The organism is Acinetobacter sp. CIP 102129 (assembly GCF_000368305.1).
In the GTDB taxonomy this organism is placed as follows: domain Bacteria; phylum Pseudomonadota; class Gammaproteobacteria; order Pseudomonadales; family Moraxellaceae; genus Acinetobacter; species Acinetobacter parvus.
Window position 1 is genome coordinate 610,773 of record NZ_KB849340.1, and the last position, 18,672, is coordinate 629,444.

An 18,672-nucleotide genomic window follows, 5' to 3' on the forward strand; every position below is an offset into this window, starting at 1 on the left:
TATTTTTTAATCATTCACACGGTTTTTTCCGAAAAGAGCATGAAAAGCGTTTGACAGGCTGTGAAGATTCTCTATAATGCACCTCACAAACGATGAAGACGTTAAGGGCGCTTAGCTCAGTTGGTAGAGCGTCTGCCTTACAAGCAGAATGTCGGCGGTTCGATCCCGTCAGCGCCCACCAAACCTTTACGTTAAAACTCAAGTGCAGCGGTAGTTCAGTTGGTTAGAATATCGGCCTGTCACGCCGAGGGTCGCGGGTTCGAGCCCCGTCCGCTGCGCCACTTAAGTTTTAATATCGTTTAGCTCATAATTGCAAAATTATTATAGTGCAGCGGTAGTTCAGTTGGTTAGAATATCGGCCTGTCACGCCGAGGGTCGCGGGTTCGAGCCCCGTCCGCTGCGCCATTTTCTTGGCTCCCTGTTTAAGAAAATGTTTGTTTTAACAAGTATGTTTATACTTGCTTCTCTGAAACGAGAGTTAATTAGAAAAATTAAAGATTTTTTTCTTGCACTCGCACAAAGCTTTGCTTTGTTTATCTTCGTTCAGGGCGCTTAGCTCAGTTGGTAGAGCGTCTGCCTTACAAGCAGAATGTCGGCGGTTCGATCCCGTCAGCGCCCACCATATCCCATCATCTTAAAAATCAATTCATTGTAATCACTTCAAGCTTGATTTATCATGTGCCGCGATAATCATTCTAATATTGAAGTCATTTATTATGAAAAATCCATATCAACGCAAGGCTGCGTCGAAATCTCAAACTACGATATCCAATTCACCGCCTAAACAGCTTTATCGCCAGTTTATTGAAAATATTATTGTCCAGCGTCGTGTGGTTGCCCTGTATCATGAGGGTTGGGCACTATGTGCAACGCCAACAGGGCAGCATGCCATGTCTATTTGGCAGAACAAGGGAATGGCAAAGTTACTGATCAAGGACAATTGGGCCAATTACGAGGTTCAGGAATTGCCCTTGATGGCATTCATTGAAAAGATGATTCCTTTTTTAAAGGAAAATAACACCATACTTTCTCTTGACCTAACGCCTGAGGGGAATAACCTACTGGTTAGCCCTGATTCATTATTATTGGATATTAAGAATTTTCTGTATCAGATCTATTTGCAGCGCCCAGAGGTTTTTGCTGAGTTGCAGTTGCCGTTGCCACGGGACATTCGTTTGCATCAATAAGCAATAAGATATTGATAGGGATAACCCTATCAATACTCATCCAGTAACCAGCCACTTGCGTAGGCAAAATACTCCCTTAGCCATGCATTATAACGTGTGGCTAAAGGTGTGGTGGCACCCAGCATGCTGATATGGCGATATCCCTGTTTTCGCGCAATTGCGGCCGCCCGCAGTGTATGGAAATCACTGGTCACGATTACAATTGGTTGCTGGATATTAATGTGTTGTGCCTGCAACAAAGGCTGACTATTTTGAAGATTCAGCTCAGTGCTGGTGCTCTTATCCTCCAAAAGTATTTGCGAAGCGGGAATGTGGTGCTTCTGCTGTAGATAGCTGGACATCACCTCAGCCTCACTTTGAGTTTCACCAAAATCAATACCTCCTGTCAAAACCAGTTTTGCATTAGGTTGGGCCAGGGCCACTGGAGCAGCTCGGTCCAGTCGCTTGGCAAGGGTGGCGGATGGCTGCCCATTTTCAACACCACTACCCAACACAATAATTGCCCGTACTGGGGGTATGGTCTGGGTTTTTGCATTGTTCTCTGCCAGATAATTAAAAAAATAGCCTAAGCTAATCAACCAGATCCAGAAGCATAACCAGCCAAAGCGCCAAATGGAATGTAGGCGGAAATGATAGAAAAAGAAACGTTCAATATGATAATAAAAGAACGCATATACACAGAAAAAAAGGCCAAGCAGCAGTGGAAGCACTGTCCCAATATGAATCTTTTTAAATGCGATCAGCACCGCACCATCAATGAACAGGACTGAACCGACAAGGGCAAATAAGAGACGAAGCCATGAACTGAGTTGCATAATTTGAATTGTGGTCGATTTGAATCGTGTTAAGTGTATGCAAATTTAGGAGAAAGGCAAATTTTGATGCTGTTGTATAAAAAACGGGTGTGAAAACACCCGTTGTTCTTGGAGGAAAGTGAACTACGAGTTAATAGACATCCCGACGATAACGTCCTGCCTGACGAAGTGCATCCACTTTTTCTTCACCTAGGATATCGGTAAGTGCCTGATCTACACCTGAAGCCATGCCATCAATACTACCACAGACATAAATGACCGCACCCTGGTCTAGCCAGCTAATTAACTCATCAGCCTGTTCACGCAAGACATCCTGTACATAGATGCGCTGCGCCTGATCTCTGGAAAAAGCCAGATCAAGGCGTTTGAGCGTGCCCATATTTTTCCATGCTTCAATCGTTTCCTGATAGAAGAAATCATGTTCGCGTTGGCGTTCACCAAAGATCAGCCAGTTGGTGGTGTAATTCTGACGGTTACGCTGCTGTAACAGGCCCATTAGTCCTGCAATGCCTGTACCATTGCCGATACAGATAATAGGGCGGTTGTCATCAATCAAATGGAAAGATTCATTGCTACGAATGCGTAAGGCAATGGTTTGCTTTAAGGATGCAAACTCGGTGAGCCAGCCTGAACCTAGTCCTAATTGGCCATTTTCATCACGTTGTTGACGCACCACCAATCGTAGAACTTGCTGTGACGGGATGCTGGCAATAGAGTATTCCCGTGTTGGCAGAGTGGAAAGTTGTTGCAGCAGTTCCTCAAGCTTGGTAAATGGCTGAATCTCAGTGCGTAGGTTTTTATTCCACAGCCATTGTTCAATCGGTTGTTTGAGTGAAGCAACCTGAATGTTGGCAGGAATTTGATGCTTGGCCAGAAAGGCTTCAATCTCAGTCATACTATTGGCTGGTTGAATCTCTGCAATATCTCCCGCATGCCAGCTAATGTCATAAGGTGCTGTCAGTTCAATATTATAGGCTGCCTGTCCCAAACTATTTGGATTAAGTACATGGCGTTTACTGAGTGTCCATTGATCGAAGACCTTTTCAATATTCATGGCATGCAGTTCATGCTGAGTCACCGCAGACAAGGCTTGATTCCAGCGTTGAATGTCATTGGCATTTGCATTGTCCACTTCGATTAACTCGAAAAATGCCTCCGCATTGCATTGTTTTAACCACTTATCAACTGCATAGCCAAAACTACAGTAACTGTCTGGATATTCTCTGGAACCGAGCGCCAATACCGCATATTGCATGTGACCGAGGTTAGGCCTCTGTTGCATGAGCTTTTTACAGAACCCTGTTGCCAGGTCGGGTGCTTCACCTGTGCCATAGGTGCTGACCACGAATAGAACCTGCTGCGCCTGCTGTAAGTCCTGCTCGGTAAGTTGCTGAATGGGTTTCACTACAGTCGGCTGCTGTGCCTCCTGTAGGCTGGTGGCGGTGCGCCAAGCCAACTGTTCAGCAACACCTGTTTGAGACGCATAAGTAATCAACCATGGTTTTGCATTTGGATCGACCTGTTGTGATGTTTGGGATTGACGCGCTGCCAAAGTCAGTTTCTTCTGTTGACGGCGTTTGAGGTACAGCATCCAGCCTGTCACAAAGAATAAAGGCATGCTGAGAGAGGCCAGCAAGGCAATAAACTGGTAGGTCGAACCAAAGAAACTACCCCGATGCACAGGTAGCATGCTGCTCATGATTTTCTCATTAAGCTTTTTATCTTCATATAATTCTAAATTTTCAATTTTTTGCTGCTGATAGTTATAGACAGCCTGATTGCGTGCACGTTCATGCTGTGGAATATTGTCAACGAATGATAGCTCTAGCTTTGCGTCATCGTGCTTGGGAATATTTAGGGTGAGGGCAGAGTATTTGCCGCCAATCTGTGCATTGACGTTTGTCCATGTCTGCTCAAGAATTGTATTGATCTGTTGCTGGGATAATTCAGATTGCTTGGCTTGGTCACCCTCATTGTCATGCTCTTTGCGTTGTGGCTGTTCGACTCCCATCACCTTGAACATGCCTGCACGCCACCAGTCATAGGACCAGTATAAGCCTGTACATGCAAACAACAGGTAGAACACCACCGCCCAAGTGCCCACAACGGCATGTAAATTCCAGATAAAATTACGGCCTTTCAGCTTGGGCTTGATAAAAAACCATTGTTTAAAGGAGTGTTTCTTCGGAAAACGCAGATAAAGTCCGCTTAATACAAAGAAAATCAGCATCAACGCAGACGCACCTGTCAACTGTTTGCCAAAATCACCCATCGTCAGATAACGGTGCAAACGCTGAATAAACTGAAAAAACTCCTGTCCCTTGATCTCAGGCAGAACCTCGGCAGTATAGGGATTGACCATCATGTTATAGCCACGCCGTTCGCCATCTTTCTTGATATTGACTGTAGAGGATGCGGTAGGGTCAGCAGAGAGGGTGATGCTGTTGATCTTAATCTCAGGTTGTTGCTGGCTGAAATGCTGATAAAGTTGCGCTGGTGTCAGCTTGGGAGTTGTTGCAGCTTGTACCACATAACTTTGCTGATTAATCATTTTTAAGATTTGTTGATCGTAGGAGTAAATGGCTCCTGTCACTCCCATGATGGAGAGGATTAAACCAGCCGTAATCCCTAAAAACCAGTGGATTTGGAAGAATACTTTTTTAAACATGGGGAAAAATAGAAAGATGATGAAGTTTCTGTAAATATAACCCAATAATAAGAATAGAATAAGGATTTTGTAGATAATATTGATTTTGATTCTTATTTTCAAATTGAGTGATTTAAATCTGGCTTAAACCTAAACGAGGGAAGTGCTATTTTAAGAAAAAACCCAGCTTGGGCTGGGTTGTTCTATATTGCTGATGACCGCATCCGATTACAACGGTTTAGCCTCACCAACTGTCTCTTTTAAGTGCTTGCGTACTGTATTAAATGAGAAATTCTTTGAATCCATGCGTTTTGGCAGGATATAGGCACCTTGCTGAACTTCGCCTTTTGGTGTCTTTACCTTGAAATTAACCAAAATAAAATCAGGGGTATTGTACCATTCGTAAATGTCTTTCCAGCCGATGGTCGCTGTACCTTCCTGAAGTCCCATTTTCTGGCGCATCACAATCCCGTGGGGCTGTACACCTAAACGAATCCCCTTGATTTCCTGTACAGGAAATTCGTTCATTTTACGTTTCACATACCATTCCAGACCAAACTTCTTGATGAGGTAGAACAGTACCACACCAATGATCACCACCCAGCAAATCGCGGTTGAGTAGGTGGAGTAATACTTGATCAGGCCTGCTGTAACCAGTGAAAGCACCACAAGTGCAATCATAATCAGCCAGGCCTTGCGGCTGAACTTATTGGTACCACGCCAAATCATAAGTTGGGCTTGACGTTGTTCTTGTTCAGAAACTTCGTAGGGAACGGGTTGTAGCGTATAAGCGTATAGCGTTTTGGCGGTCATAGTTTAAAAAATGAGTTTAGAACTGGGTTAAGTTTATCATTGATTGGCATGCAAAGATATTAGGCCAATAGCGAATCATAGGGACGATTAAAATACCAATAGCCCCTAAAGTGAGGCAAACTCGGTGCCATCTTCATGGGGTTCATAGCTTAAACTCTGTTTCAGCATACTTAAACGGGTCAGGATACTCAGGATCAGGGAAAGCTGCTGTAAGATAATCAGCGATTTCTGGTCATTTTCATCATTGCGGCTCAGGCGTTCGCGTATGCTTTGTAGCATATTTTGTGAAGACAGGTCAGGTACTTCATCTCGTAACAGTGCACCCTGAATATCATCCAGTGCCTGATCCAACAGGCTTAATATCGCAGGCTCATCAATACGTTCACGGTGCGCACCCAAGGCCGCGATATAACTGAGAAAGGTATGGCTTAAACAGAGAAACTCAAATGCCTGTGCTTTCTTGGTGGGATCAATATTGGGTTCGGTTGCAAGGGTGGAAATGAGTGATGCAACTTCCGCATCATTATTATGTGCCGCCCGTCGGACCACTCGATAGTTCAGGGCATTATTACGCCCTTCATGATATTGGGTTACTACTTCCGCCAGATATTTACATTGGGCTTGCAGTGAACGTTGAATGGTGCGTGGCAGGCGGCGGAACTTCCAGTCGGGCCAGATAAAGCTGACTCCAAACCATGCCAGTGCACAGCCAATGATGGTGTCGATCAGGCGTGGCAAACCTGCGGCAAATGCGGAACCATCCAGATTAAAGTTGATCAAGGCCAGAATGGTGATAAAGGCAGTTGCCTGGGCATACTGTTTACTACGCAACTCGAAAAATAAAACGCCACTGAGCACCAACATGACTAATTGCCCTTGAAGTGACGGAATAAAGTAAATAATCGCCAGACCGACAATAATCCCAATCAGGGTGCCGACAATTCGTAAATACAGGCGGCGTTTGGTGGCGTTAAAGTTTGGCTGACAGACAAACAGGGCAGTCAGTAGAATCCAGTAGCCATAGGCAATATGGGTTAACTGAATGAAGATGTAACCGATAAACAGCACAATCGACAGACGCACCGCATGGCGGAATAACACCGATTCGGGAGTGAGATGCTGCTTGACCCGTACCATCATGTCATTCCAGCCTTTCAGGTCATCATCCTTGAGCTGGTTTTCCGCCTGCTGGGCATTGATCAGTTGAATGTTACGTTCAGTCTCCAGATTCTGGAGCTGAGCATCAATCGACTTTAAGTTTTGATAAAGTGCAAACAGGGCATTAATCCGTACCTGATCATAGACTTGGTCTGCATGCAACTTTTCCAGCGACAGCCTTAAGTTTTCAAAGCTGTGCTTAAGGCGTTTGTTATGTAGATAGCGGGTACGGGTTAAAATACAGTTCGCCAAGTCCTGACAGGCTTTGCCCTGAATGGTCAGGATACGCTGGAAGCGGAATAAAATATCACTGTGCTGAAAAATCTTGGCCAGTTTCTGATAGTCGATATGAGCTGAATCCGCCCGCTCATGAATATCCTGCGCAACAAAATAATACTGCAAGCTACGCCGTGTATCTTTCTGACCACGATCACCCTTGAGGCGGGTCAGCAGCGCCATACGCATGTCATTGAAGATGGAGATCAGCTTGCCATTTTCCAACGCTAGATCAATCATGCTTTGCTGATAGCTTGATGGCGTCATATCGACATCGAACAGATTGGATTTGGCAAATAAAAAGCTCCCCAGCGCATGATAAGAGGCAGAGAGCTGGTCCTGCAATTTACGAACAGGAAATAACAGGAAGCTAATGGTGGAAAGCAGTCCGTACCAGGCTGCGCCAGCTACCAATAAGGCTGGTTGTAGATACCATTGTTCGAACAGGTGTACACCCAGCATTGAGTAGACCGAAACCACCAGACAGCCATAGGCAATGGTGGCATAACGCCGACCGAGTGAACCCAGTAAAATCCAGCCGATACAGGAAACAATCAGCCCGATTGCAAAGGCAGCAGGATAGGGAAACAGCAACTGAACCGATGCCGCAGTGATAAAGAAACCGATATAGGTATAAATCAGGTTCATGATGCGCACGGAAAAACGGTCATCAATGTCACTGATACCTGCGGCAACCACACCCAATGTCAGTGGAATGGTGGCAAGTTGGAAATTGAGCAGATAGGGAACAAAAGCCGTGCCTGTAAAGGCAATGAGCATACGCACGTTATACATAAACGTGGTGTTGTAGGTTGCCTGTTTTAAACGTCCGAACCAGGGATTCAAGGTTGATCCTTTTTGTATTCTGCTATCGATTTTATCACTCATATTATGCACAAATACAGTGAGGATGCTAAGCTTGCAAACGTGATTAACATGAAAAGTACAGTATTATGCAGGCAGAGCAAGCTCGTCAGCGTCAATATTCAACAGCATGGATATTATTGCTGGCTTTATTGACAGCTTTAGGTCCGTTATCGATTGATATGTATTTACCCGCGCTGCCACAAATGGCGGATGAGTTTGGGGTAAGCATGCAGATGATTGCCAATACCTTACCTGCATATTTTTTGGGACTTGCGATTGGACAACTGATTTATGGGCCTGTAAGTGACCGTATTGGACGCAAAACCCCCTTATATTTTGGCTTGGCCTTGTATGTGGTTGCCAGTTTGGCCTGTGTTTTTGTGAGCAATGAATGGGCTTTAATCGCTGCTCGGATTTTTCAGGCTTTGGGTGGCTGTGTCGGGGTGGTGATTGCCAGGGCTGCCATCCGTGATCGTCTGGATATGCAGGGTTCTGCGCAGGCCTTTTCCAGCATGATGATTGTGATGGGACTGGCACCGATTCTTGCACCAATGTTTGGCGCCTGGATTCTAACATTCTTCCCGTGGCAGGCTATTTTTATCACTTTGGCTGTGATTGGGGTAATCTGCTGGTTGTGTGTACATTTCTTCTTTAAGGAATCCTTGCCTGTAGAACGCCGTTTAAATTTGTCTCTTTATCAGGTAACGACCCTTTACGCCGCAATCTTAAAAGATGAAAGTTTTAGAAGACCGATGTTTGCAGGCTGTCTGACGGGTGCGGCATTGTTCTGTTATATCAGCTCTGCCTCTGCGGTGTTTATGGGGCAGTATGGGTTGTCACAGCAGCAATTCTCCTATGCCTTTGCAATGAATGCAGGTGGAATTATGCTGATGTCCTCACTGAATAAACATCTCAATACCCGCATGGACATTTTTCCACGTTTGCGCTTAGGTGGAACAATTCAATGTTTTGGCGCATTGATTGTGGTCAGTGCTGGCTTGATGAACCACGCGCCACTTTGGCTGTTAATGTCAGGTTTATTTCTAGTTGTTTCTGGGATTGGTTTAACTGGACCCAATGCAATGGCATTGGCCATGTCGAAACAGGGCGCGCGGGCAGGAACAGCCAGTGCCATTATGGGGAGTATGCAATTCGCCTGTGGCTTGTTGGGCGGGGTAATCTTAAACTTCCTGATTTGGAAAGCATCACTCAATATGGGATTGATGATGTTGATGTTTACCAGTGCGGGACTATTTGCAATTTTTAAGGTGGGGAAACAGCAAGACAGTATCTTCAGCTAAAGATACTGTCCAATAAATGAATTACTCATCTAAAAATACAGTAAAGTTTTCCACAGGCTCACGAGGCGTGATAAATGTATTTACAATGTGATCAGGGTCTGCATAGCCCAAGGCAACAGTGCACACCAATTCTTCATCGTCAGGTGCGCCAAGCACATCCAGTACGATTGGATGGAAATGGTTCCATGCGGCTTGCGGGCAGGTATCCAAACCGCGTGCTTTAGCTGCAACCATAACATTCTGGATCATCATGGAAATATCCATTTTTGAACCAATCCCCATTGCTTTGTTCACGGTGAAATACAGGGCAACAGGTGCATCAAACAACTGGTAGTTACGCAATTGCTGTGCCGCCATTTTTTCCTTTTCCCCTTTTTGAATCCCTAGCAAACCATAGAGTCCCCAGCCATTTTCACGACGGCGGTCAATAAAAGGTGAAATCCAGGTTTCAGGATAATAGGCAAAGGTTTCCTGATACTGCCCAGCGAGTTCTGGCTTTTGAAACATTTCAATTTGTGCATTACAAACACGGTTAATCATTTCAGCTCGTTTTTTACCTGTCAGCACATATACTTTCCACGGCTGTGTATTCGTGCCAGACGGTGCTCGGCTGGCAACCGCCAAAATATCCTTAATGGTTTGGGTTTCAACGGGGGTATCCAGAAACGCACGTACTGAATGGCGCGATGTAATGGCATCATCGACGTAGCGGACTTGTTCCGTGTTCATAAAAATTCCTCATCATTTATGATCTTTCTCATAGAATGAGACTATAAAGTAATAAATAGCTTTTGCAGATACTTTTTAAGTCGTAGATTGGAGTTTTGAGTGAAAAGTAAGCGATATATAGATGAGACCTACCAGTATTGTATTTCATTTGTATTTTGTTTCTTTATGTGAAAATTAAATGTATTTGTAACACAATGAAATAGAAGTAATATTTATTGATATATATTGGGGCTGTGATTGCCCCTAGAATAAAAAAATACACACAATATTCTAAATTTATGCATAATACGCCCTTTTTTAAAATTGATTAGGCTTTCCTTGCTGACACGGTGAGGGGGATTTTCTAGCTCAGGCATATCGAATTTATCCAATTTTGTGCCTGTGGAAAATGTTGAAATATACACCAGATACAGGAGCTTCTCATGAGTTTACCTCTCATCCGTAAGCCATTTATTCACGACTTGGCAATCACTGTTGCAACTTCCATGATGAACAATGCCTATGCCAGTGGGCAAGAACAGATTCAACACTTTCGTGCCAGAGCTACAGCGCTTGTTTATTTACATAACAAATAGAATAAATGGAATAAAACATGGAATTTACTTTTAATGGTTTCTACACGCTAATTTCGGCAGTGATCGTTCTGTTATTAGGACGTTTACTGGTCAACAAAATTGACTTCTTAAGGCGTTACAACATCCCTGAGCCTGTCGCAGGTGGTTTGGTGGCAGCAGTGGTATCCTTGTTGGTGCATTCATTCTGGGGCTACAGTATTGTTTTTAGCAGTCAGTTGCAAACCAGTTTTATGTTGATCTTTTTTGCCTCGATTGGCTTAAGTGCAAACTTTATGAAGCTCAAAGAAGGCGGGATCGGCTTAGTTTTATTCTTGATCTGTGTCGCTACATTCATCATCGTACAGGATGTTGTCGGGATGAGTCTTGCATCTTTATTAGGTATTGATCCTCTGATCGGTTTGATCGCAGGTTCAATCACACTAACAGGTGGTCACGGAACCGCAGGTGCATGGGGTGAAATCCTTGAAACTCAGCATGGTATTCAGGGCGCTTTGGCATTGGGTATGGCAAGTGCAACTTTCGGCCTGATTATTGGTGGGATTATCGGCGGTCCATTGGCCAAGCTGCTGATTAACCGTTACAGCCTTGCCCATGCCAAAACCTCTTCCGAGATCAAGGATCGTGATACTCATCTCGACCAGCACCCTGATGAACTTGCACCATTCGAAAATCCGCATCAAGTTCGTTTAATCACTGCGGATAATGCCATTACCACACTTGGTCTGTTTGCTGCCTGTTTGGCATTTGCTGAATTCATGACAGGTTATAGTAAAGGCACATGGTTTGAGCTGCCAACTTTCGTCTGGGCATTGGGCGGTGGTGTGGTTTTGCGCAACATTCTGGAAAGCATATTAAAGGTTGATATTTTTGACCGTGCAATTGATGTATTTGGTAATGCATCATTATCACTGTATTTGGCAATGGCTTTGCTTTCATTGAAATTATGGCAACTGGCTGATTTGGCTGGTCCACTTGTTGTGATTCTTGGCGCGCAAACATTGACAATGGCGCTTTATGCTGCGTTTGTGACGTTCCGTGTCATGGGTAAAAACTACGATGCAGCCGTATTGGCAGCGGGTCACTGTGGTTTTGGTATGGGTGCAACCCCAACAGCTGTTGCAAACATGCAGGCAATTACCAATATGTATGGCCCATCGCATAAAGCATTCCTGATAGTGCCGCTTTGTGGCGCGTTCTTTGTTGACTTGATTAATGCAACTGTCATTCAACTCATTTTGAAATTCTTTATCTAAGTTAGATCAAAAGCCCATACGGGGCTTTTTTGATTCATCCATTTTTTTGAATATGTGATTGACGCACATAAAATTTTTAAGTGAATAAGTGATGAATGAACAATTAAATGCCACGCTGATGTCGTGGGTACAGTTCTTGAATGATCCGCTTTGGAATTTCCTAGTCGTATTACTGGTTGCGGTTGGGGTGTTTTACACATTTGTTACGGGTGCGGTACAGCTTCGCTTGTTCCTGCATAGTATCCGTGTGATGAAAGGCAGTCGTAAAGAAACGCAGGATGAACATGGCATTACACCATTTCAGGCTTTTGTCACTGGGCTTGCAAGCCGTGTGGGCGTGGGTAATGTTGCTGGTGTTGCGATTGCAATCGCAATTGGTGGTCCTGGTGCTGTGTTCTGGATGTGGGTCACTGCCTTTCTTGGTATGAGTTCTGCATTTGTCGAGTCATCGCTCGCCCAGTTATTTAAAGTAAAAGATCATCAAAACAAGCAGTTCCGTGGTGGACCTGCGTACTACATTACCAAAGGCTTAAAACAAAAATGGTTAGGTATCGTTTTTGCACTGTCACTTATTCTGGCTTATGGCTTTGTATTTAATGCCGTTCAGGCAAATGCGATTATTGGTGCGACCTCACATGCCTGGGGATGGGATAAAGCCAATTTTGTATTGGGGCTTGGTGGTCTTGATCTCGAAGTGTCATGGGTTGGGATTGCATTGGTCATTATGACGGCATTGATTATCTTTGGTGGGATCAAGCGTATCGCTAAAGTTGCTGAAAGTATCGTTCCTTTCATGGCATTGCTTTATATCATGGTCGCTTTGTACATTGCGATAGCCAACTTGCCGATGTTGCCTGAGATCTTTAAATTGATCTTTAGCAAGGCATTTCAGTTTGAGGCTGCGGCAGGTGGTTTCTTCGGTGCGATGATTTCTATGGCAATGATGATGGGGATCAAACGTGGCTTGTTTTCCAACGAAGCAGGTATGGGGTCAGCGCCAAATGCCGCCGCGGCCTCTGATGTGAAACACCCTGTGAATCAGGGTCTGGTCCAGATGCTAGGTGTATAGTCAAACTACTTTATTATTCATACAGGATTCGAAAAAAACTCGAAATAACTCATCGACTGAGTCGATCAACCATTCTTTACGCTTACGTTTAACCCATGCCCACATCTGTTCTATAGGATTTAAATCAGGGCTGTATGCAGGAAGCCAAAGAATTTTATGCCCTTGTTGTTCCAATAACTCCTGAATATCTGCTCTTTTATGAAATGCTGCATTATCCATAACCACTACACTATTTTCAGGTAATGCTGGTATGAGGAATTGCTCAATCCAAAAATGAAAAACATCTGAATTGATTTTGCAATCAAATAAACCGACTGAAAATAAATCCCCTTTATGGATTGCTCCAATGGCATTGGTCTGATTCTTTAATTGCCAATTATATTGCCCTAAACAGGGTACTCCTTTTCGTGAATAGCCATGAGGTCTATAATCATGTGACTTAAAACCACTTTCATCCAGATAAATAATCGGGTGGTTTTTTTCTAATTCTTTCACTTGCTGAATAAATTTATCCCTAAGCCTTGTATCTGCTTTAGGATGGCTTAACGTCTTTTTTTAACTGTAATATTTAAGCGCTTTAATGCAGCACCAATAGATGAAACACCACAATTAAAACGTGCAGCACGTTCATATTGATAAGCATCAGGATACTTTTCAACATCTTCACGTAAAGCATCATCGTTAATTTTAGAAGGTTTACGTACACGAGTTTTTTTAATCTCTATACGTTTCTTCCATTCAACAATGGTATTTTTATTAATTTCAAATTGTGCAGCTACCGCTCGAATAGAATAACCTTCCTCAAGCTTAGCTAAAATTTTACGTCTAAAATGTTCTGAATAACTCATTGCACCATTGTATTAGTTTTATAATGATTTGACTATATTTGTCGATACTTTCGTGGTGTGTTCATGTACCGCGATCATCATTATGGTGTCTGGTCTCTATCACGAAGCTGGCTTTGAAGGCGTGACATTGACCCAGAAAGCTTTGGAGAGCCAAATTGGTAGCTGGGGCGGTGGTTTGCTGGCGATTATTCTGTTCCTGTTTGCCTTTACGTCGATTATTGGTAACTATGCCTACGCTGAAAGTAATGTGCAGTTTATCAATAACAATCCTAAAATCATGCTTGTTTTCCGTATTTTAGTATTGGTTATGGTGTACTTCGGTGCAATCACTAGCGTTCCATTGGTTTGGTCTATGGCAGACTTATCGATGGGATTGATGGCAACTATTAACCTGATCGCAATTCTATTGCTGACTCCGATAGCATTGATTTTATTGAAAGACTACACATCTCAGTTAAAGAAAGGTATTAAGGAACCAGAGTTCAAGATTGATCAATATCCTGAACTAAAGAAAAAAGTTGGTTCAGATATCTGGTGATCTTGATAAAAGCTCCTTTCGAGGGGCTTTTTTATGAATTGGCAGTCACAACAGCAAAAAAACTGATACAGCATTTCAGGCTGGGAAGAGCTAAAATTTAAGTTGGAAACACAGTAAATATGGCAACAACTGCATATGAAACGGCTTAAATCATGCATACTCGGACTATCAGTAATCATTTTAACAGGTTGCCAAACAACCTCACATTTACGTCCAGCAATTGAAGATGCCCAGGCACGGGTGCTGAGCCAGCCTTTTAGCTATATCAAACAACAGCAAAAACGTCCCGTAATCGCTTTGGTTTTGGGGATTGGTGGTGCACGTGGCTATGCCCATATTGGGGTGATACAAGTGCTGGAACAACAGGGGATTCGTCCAGACTTTATTGTAGGCACTAGTGCAGGGAGTATCGTTGGCTCAATCTATGCCAGCGGCAAAACCGCCGCCGAGTTGCGTGACATTGCCCTAAAGCTGAAAGCCAATGACGTTCGTGATGTCAATGTCAGCTTGAAAGGGTTCTTTAATGGTAAAAAGGTTGAGGATTACATCAACCAGCAGGTGCGCAACACACCCTTGCAACAACTCAAGATTCCAATGTATGTGGTGGCAACTGAACTTAAGGATGGCAGCAGAACAGTCTTTAACTATGGCAATACTGGACAGGCGGTTCGTGCCTCGGCCTCAATCCCCAGCATGTTTGTACCCACCAAAATTCATGATGTTGAATATGTAGATGGTGGGCTGGTCAGTCCTGTGCCTGTTCAGGTTGCACGTGAACTGGGAGCGGATGTGGTGATTGCAGTGGATATTCTGGCCCAGCCGATTCATTCTGAAACCAGCAATGTCTGGGGACTGTTTAACCAGAACATTAATATTATGCAGGGCCGTCTGGCTGAAGAAGAACTGAAAGATGCCGATGTGGTGATTCAACCTGATCTGCGTGAAAAGGCCCATATTTTTGATGTTAAGGGGCGTGAAATGACTATGCAGGCAGGGATTGATGCGGCTCAGTCAAAGCTTTCTGAAATTGAACTTGCCATTCAAAGTAAGAAAAACCTTGTTCAACCTGATCAGCAAGATTTTGCCTTAAAGACCTTTCCAGCACATCCTTAAGGTTTATATGGCCACAGAGAGTCGTAACAGGATTAAAATCGTTTCGATGTCCTAAACAAATTGTAAATACTCATCAAAATGCTATGAAAATTTTGGAAAAGCATGTAAATAACTACAACTTACCAAAGTTTCTATCAGACAAAGTTAAGTTTGGGGTTATAGCATGACGTACTTGCGTCAATTGCAGCACAACAAGGATTGTTAAACACGATGTTTAAATCATTTTTTCCCAACCCACGTCCATTTTTTATTTCAGTGGTTGTATGGATGGCCCTGAACATGCTGCTCTGGTATACAGGTGGCCATGGATGGGGTGAATATTTGGGGTTCCCAAAGGGCTATGCTGAAGCAGAGTTGCAAATTGGGGTGAGCCGTTTCTGGTCGCCTGCATTTATTTGGTTCTATCTCTGGTTTCTGCTTTCAACCGCCTTATTTGCAGGTTTTTGGGGATTCCTTTCTGATCACAAATGGCAGAAGTGGTCAATCTGGGGGTCAGCATTTATCCTGTTTAATATCTGGTTTGGGGTGCAGGTCAGTGTTGCAATCAATGCTTGGTATGGACCATTCTGGGACATGATTCAAAAGATGCTAAGCGATGGCGGCGGTAATATTAATGACCTATATAATGGAACTTTGACTTTTCTTTATATTGCAATGGTTGCTGTCACATTCGCCGTAATCAATGCATTCTTTACCAGCCATTATGTATTCCGCTGGCGTACCGCCATGAATGAATACTACACTGCAAACTGGGATCGGCTTCGTCATGTCGAAGGGGCTTCGCAACGTATTCAGGAAGATACCATGCGCTTTGCCACCATTATGGAAGACTTGGGGGTTGAACTGATTAAGTCAGTGATGGTGCTGATCGCGTTCCTGCCGTTATTATTTAAAATCTCAGAGAAAGTGCCAGTGCTTCCAATCGTGGGTGAGATTGAACATTCACTGGTATGGGCTGCAATTGTCTGGGCGGTCTTTGGAACTGTGGTGTTAATGATTGTCGGTCAGAAATTACCAGGCCTACAATTTAATAATCAAAAGGTTGAGGCAGCCTACCGTAAAGAGTTGGTTTATGGTGAAGACCATGAGAATCGTGCTGATCCACTCACATTAAAAGAGTTATTTGCTCGAGTACGTGTAAATTATTTTAGACTTTATTTTCACTATGCTTATTTTAACCTTGTCGCGATTTGGTATAAGCAACTGGATGTTTTATATAGTCTGGTGGTGCTATTTCCTGCAATTGCCGCAGGTAAAATGACTTTAGGCTTGATCAACCAAATTAGTAACATCTTTGATAAAGTTCGTGAATCATTTCAATATCTCATTAGTTCTTGGAAAACGATTATTGAATTACTCTCAATTTATAAACGTTTAAAAGCTTTCGAGTCAATTTTAAAAAAATAAGTGTGATTAAAAAAACCTGCAACTAGCAGGTTTTTTTGTGTCCATGATTTGATTAATGAGTCGCATTGTAAAAATTTAGAATAGTTCCAACTAAATGCTGTTGGGATTGATCAACGGTGACTTTGATTTCTCTAAAGTTAAAGGTGTCTTCATCTTGATATTTGGCTACGCCATGTGTTCTGTTATTCAGCTTAGGAATTTGATAACTAAAGAAAGCGATTTGTTTTGAAGGGTGTACGATCTTCAGTAATTTAAGCGGATCTTGATAACCACCGTATTCATATTCCACACTTTGTTTTAAAAGATGTGGAAAATAAAGCGTCGCATTTGGCATGCCGCAACCTACACAAAATGATGAATCATAAAGCTGAATTGCTTGTTTCTGATTTGGACTTATGATTAAGGCAGATCCAGTACCATTCGCTCCTGCACTTGATTGTATGTCTTGCCAATCTCTAGGTACAAGTACAATTCCTATTTCAGGAATAGCCCATAACTTGAGTTGTTCAGCTTGTTTAGCATCTAATTTAAAATCGAAATGACAGCTTTTTGCGGAACATGATTTAAAGTCTTTTAATAAACCATCTTCCACAGGGTTGAGTGCGGTTACCCCGTAAAAAGGCACTCGAACATCATTTGCAAAAGAAGCTTCACCGAGAGGGTAAATTTGATTTTCTGCTTTTCGTTCTTTTGCACTATTTGAAAACTGAGGGAAATTTGCTTTAAATACTGTAATCTCAGCATGAATGGCTGAGGAGAAGATATTCATTAAAATCGTGGGAAATAAAATTGTTCTTTTCATTTTTAAATTTGACCAAACTCAGTTTGCTTTAAGCTAATATCTTCTGCAATAAAATGACATATGACAAGTGTAGATCAGTCCTTTAAATTGTTTTCAAGTTTGATAATAAATATGAGTAATACAGAATGATACCAGTGAAGAATATACTTTCAGTTTGCTGCTTTATGGCACTAAGTTCTACTAGCTTCGCACAAGAAATCAAAGGTATTTCATTTTCACATCAAGATTGGGAAATTTACTGTAGCAATACAGGAACCTGTCGAGCTGCGGGCTATCACAATGAATCTAGTGATGATTATCCAGCATCAATCTTATTGACACGTCAGGCGGGCAAAGCTCAGCAAGTCACAGGCGAGTTTGCTTTGGGTGATGGGTTTACCGAACCTCAAATTCCTAAAAATCAGCTTAAAAATATTCATTTTTATGTCAATGGCAAGGATTTAGGGGCTGTTTTGGTGGATGGCACTGAATTTCCACTTATGGGTAGATTGACCGCAGCACAGGTGAATGGATTGTTGCAACAGGCCAGTGGAAAAGCAGACATTGTATTTAAAAATAACCGACTGCAATGGAATATTTCGGATGCGGGTATGACTGCAACATTATTGAAAATGGATGATTTTCAGAAACGTGTTGGAACAATAGGGGCATTGGTCAGGAAAGGAAAAATAAACGAAGCAAAAGTTTTAGCGGCTCAACCGAAATTGGTGGTGAAACAGGTTAAAACAGCCAGCAAACCTTATCTAACTTTGCAGCCCAACAGCAAGCAGTATCAGTCCGTGTATAAATCATTGATGGCAGCACAACCTACACCCAAACAAGATGGTTTTTGTGAGGGAGTTTATAGCAGTGATGGCGTAAAACCTCAGTCGATTGAACTCTACAAATTAAGCAATAAAAAAGTATTGGCAACGACTCTGTGCTGGCGAGGAGCATATAACGAGGGATATGGAGCCTGGGTGCTGGATGAATCTTTAGCAGGAAAAGCAATCTTTGTGACTGAACATGCCTCAGATTCTGGGGATGCGATAATCAGTAGCTCACAAAAAGGACGCGGAATTGGAGACTGCTGGTCAAGTGATGAGTGGGTTTGGGATGGGCAGAAATTTGTACATACCAAAGATATGTGGACGGGTATGTGCAAGGGCTTGGCGGCAGGTGGGGTTTGGGAACTGGATTTGATTGAAAGTGTGGTTAAGTAAGACTTTATTTCAATAGTTTAGAATGTTAAAAATGACTGATATTTATAAAGTTTAATCTAAGAGCTGGGTTAA

15 protein-coding genes, 4 tRNA genes and 2 pseudogenes are annotated in these 18,672 nt (G+C 42.9%); 13 read left to right on the top strand and 8 right to left on the bottom strand.

Going from position 1 to position 18,672, the window contains the following annotated elements:
• Positions 1 to 105 precede the first annotated feature (105 nt).
• The 5 genes from F973_RS07015 to F973_RS07035 all read left to right on the top strand — a co-directional run bounded on the left by F973_RS07015 (position 106) and on the right by F973_RS07035 (position 1,187).
• Positions 106 to 181: transfer RNA gene (locus F973_RS07015), tRNA-Val, on the top strand.
• 23 nt (positions 182 to 204) lie between these two features.
• Positions 205 to 281 (top strand) — tRNA-Asp (locus F973_RS07020).
• Positions 282 to 328: 47 nt separating this feature from the next.
• Positions 329 to 405: transfer RNA gene (locus F973_RS07025), tRNA-Asp, on the top strand.
• 141 nt (positions 406 to 546) lie between these two features.
• Positions 547 to 622: transfer RNA gene (locus F973_RS07030), tRNA-Val, on the top strand.
• A gap of 94 nt (positions 623 to 716) precedes the next feature.
• The gene (locus tag F973_RS07035) at positions 717 to 1,187 is read left to right on the top strand and encodes a DUF2750 domain-containing protein (protein WP_004756030.1); all 471 of its coding nucleotides are present in this window, start codon (positions 717 to 719) and stop codon (positions 1,185 to 1,187) included.
• A gap of 29 nt (positions 1,188 to 1,216) precedes the next feature.
• Here the strand turns inward: F973_RS07035 and F973_RS07040 are convergent, their stop codons facing one another.
• The 4 genes from F973_RS07040 to yccS all read right to left on the bottom strand — a co-directional run bounded on the left by F973_RS07040 (position 1,217) and on the right by yccS (position 7,742).
• Positions 1,217 to 2,002 (bottom strand): YdcF family protein, encoded by a 786-nt coding sequence (locus tag F973_RS07040; protein WP_004760871.1) that lies wholly within the window; start codon positions 2,000 to 2,002, stop codon positions 1,217 to 1,219.
• Between the two features lie 130 nt (positions 2,003 to 2,132).
• Positions 2,133 to 4,670: a PepSY domain-containing protein gene (locus tag F973_RS07045; protein ID WP_004760873.1), complete on the bottom strand. Its 2,538-nt coding sequence runs from the start codon at positions 4,668 to 4,670 to the stop codon at positions 2,133 to 2,135.
• 207 nt (positions 4,671 to 4,877) lie between these two features.
• A complete protein-coding gene (locus tag F973_RS07050) occupies positions 4,878 to 5,462 on the bottom strand; it encodes a YcxB family protein (protein ID WP_004681639.1) in 585 nt (194 codons plus the stop codon).
• 105 nt (positions 5,463 to 5,567) lie between these two features.
• Positions 5,568 to 7,742 (bottom strand): YccS family putative transporter, encoded by a 2,175-nt coding sequence (gene yccS, locus F973_RS07055; protein ID WP_004678239.1) that lies wholly within the window; start codon positions 7,740 to 7,742, stop codon positions 5,568 to 5,570.
• A gap of 107 nt (positions 7,743 to 7,849) precedes the next feature.
• On the opposite strand from yccS, the gene F973_RS07060 reads away from it, so the two are divergent.
• Positions 7,850 to 9,064, top strand: coding sequence for a multidrug effflux MFS transporter (locus F973_RS07060; RefSeq protein WP_004760876.1), 1,215 nt, complete (start codon positions 7,850 to 7,852; stop codon positions 9,062 to 9,064).
• Positions 9,065 to 9,085: 21 nt separating this feature from the next.
• Here the strand turns inward: F973_RS07060 and F973_RS07065 are convergent, their stop codons facing one another.
• The gene (locus F973_RS07065; protein ID WP_004678233.1) at positions 9,086 to 9,793 is read right to left on the bottom strand and encodes a nitroreductase; all 708 of its coding nucleotides are present in this window, start codon (positions 9,791 to 9,793) and stop codon (positions 9,086 to 9,088) included.
• Between the two features lie 422 nt (positions 9,794 to 10,215).
• Between F973_RS07065 and F973_RS15235 the strand changes: the two genes are divergently transcribed.
• The 3 genes and pseudogenes from F973_RS15235 to F973_RS07075 all read left to right on the top strand — a co-directional run.
• Entirely contained in the window at positions 10,216 to 10,368 is a 153-nt protein-coding gene (locus F973_RS15235) for a hypothetical protein (protein WP_004760877.1), read from the top strand.
• A 17-nt stretch (positions 10,369 to 10,385) separates the two neighbouring features.
• Entirely contained in the window at positions 10,386 to 11,621 is a 1,236-nt protein-coding gene (gene gltS, locus F973_RS07070) for a sodium/glutamate symporter (protein WP_004760879.1), read from the top strand.
• Positions 11,622 to 11,712: 91 nt separating this feature from the next.
• Positions 11,713 to 12,687: pseudogene (locus tag F973_RS07075) on the top strand (alanine/glycine:cation symporter family protein); the annotation flags it as partial.
• Positions 12,688 to 12,690: 3 nt separating this feature from the next.
• Here the strand turns inward: F973_RS07075 and F973_RS07080 are convergent.
• A complete protein-coding gene (locus F973_RS07080; RefSeq protein WP_004760103.1) occupies positions 12,691 to 13,185 on the bottom strand; it encodes an IS630 family transposase in 495 nt (164 codons plus the stop codon).
• A gap of 47 nt (positions 13,186 to 13,232) precedes the next feature.
• Positions 13,233 to 13,538: an IS630 transposase-related protein gene (locus F973_RS07085; protein WP_000122230.1), complete on the bottom strand. Its 306-nt coding sequence runs from the start codon at positions 13,536 to 13,538 to the stop codon at positions 13,233 to 13,235.
• A 28-nt stretch (positions 13,539 to 13,566) separates the two neighbouring features.
• On the opposite strand from F973_RS07085, the pseudogene F973_RS07090 reads away from it, so the two are divergent.
• The 3 genes and pseudogenes from F973_RS07090 to sbmA all read left to right on the top strand — a co-directional run.
• Positions 13,567 to 14,076: pseudogene (locus tag F973_RS07090) on the top strand (alanine:cation symporter family protein); the annotation flags it as partial.
• 135 nt (positions 14,077 to 14,211) lie between these two features.
• Positions 14,212 to 15,189 carry a patatin-like phospholipase family protein gene (locus F973_RS07095; protein ID WP_004760884.1) on the top strand — a complete coding sequence of 326 codons (978 nt, stop codon included), beginning with the start codon at positions 14,212 to 14,214 and terminating at the stop codon, positions 15,187 to 15,189.
• Between the two features lie 210 nt (positions 15,190 to 15,399).
• Positions 15,400 to 16,596 carry a peptide antibiotic transporter SbmA gene (sbmA, locus tag F973_RS07100; RefSeq protein WP_004760886.1) on the top strand — a complete coding sequence of 399 codons (1,197 nt, stop codon included), beginning with the start codon at positions 15,400 to 15,402 and terminating at the stop codon, positions 16,594 to 16,596.
• A gap of 52 nt (positions 16,597 to 16,648) precedes the next feature.
• Here the strand turns inward: sbmA and F973_RS07105 are convergent, their stop codons facing one another.
• A complete protein-coding gene (locus F973_RS07105) occupies positions 16,649 to 17,398 on the bottom strand; it encodes a DUF4850 domain-containing protein (RefSeq protein WP_212749543.1) in 750 nt (249 codons plus the stop codon).
• A gap of 125 nt (positions 17,399 to 17,523) precedes the next feature.
• Here F973_RS07105 and F973_RS07110 point away from each other — a divergent pair, with 125 nt between their 5' ends.
• Entirely contained in the window at positions 17,524 to 18,600 is a 1,077-nt protein-coding gene (locus tag F973_RS07110; protein ID WP_004760889.1) for a DUF1176 domain-containing protein, read from the top strand.
• Positions 18,601 to 18,672: the final 72 nt, after the last annotated feature.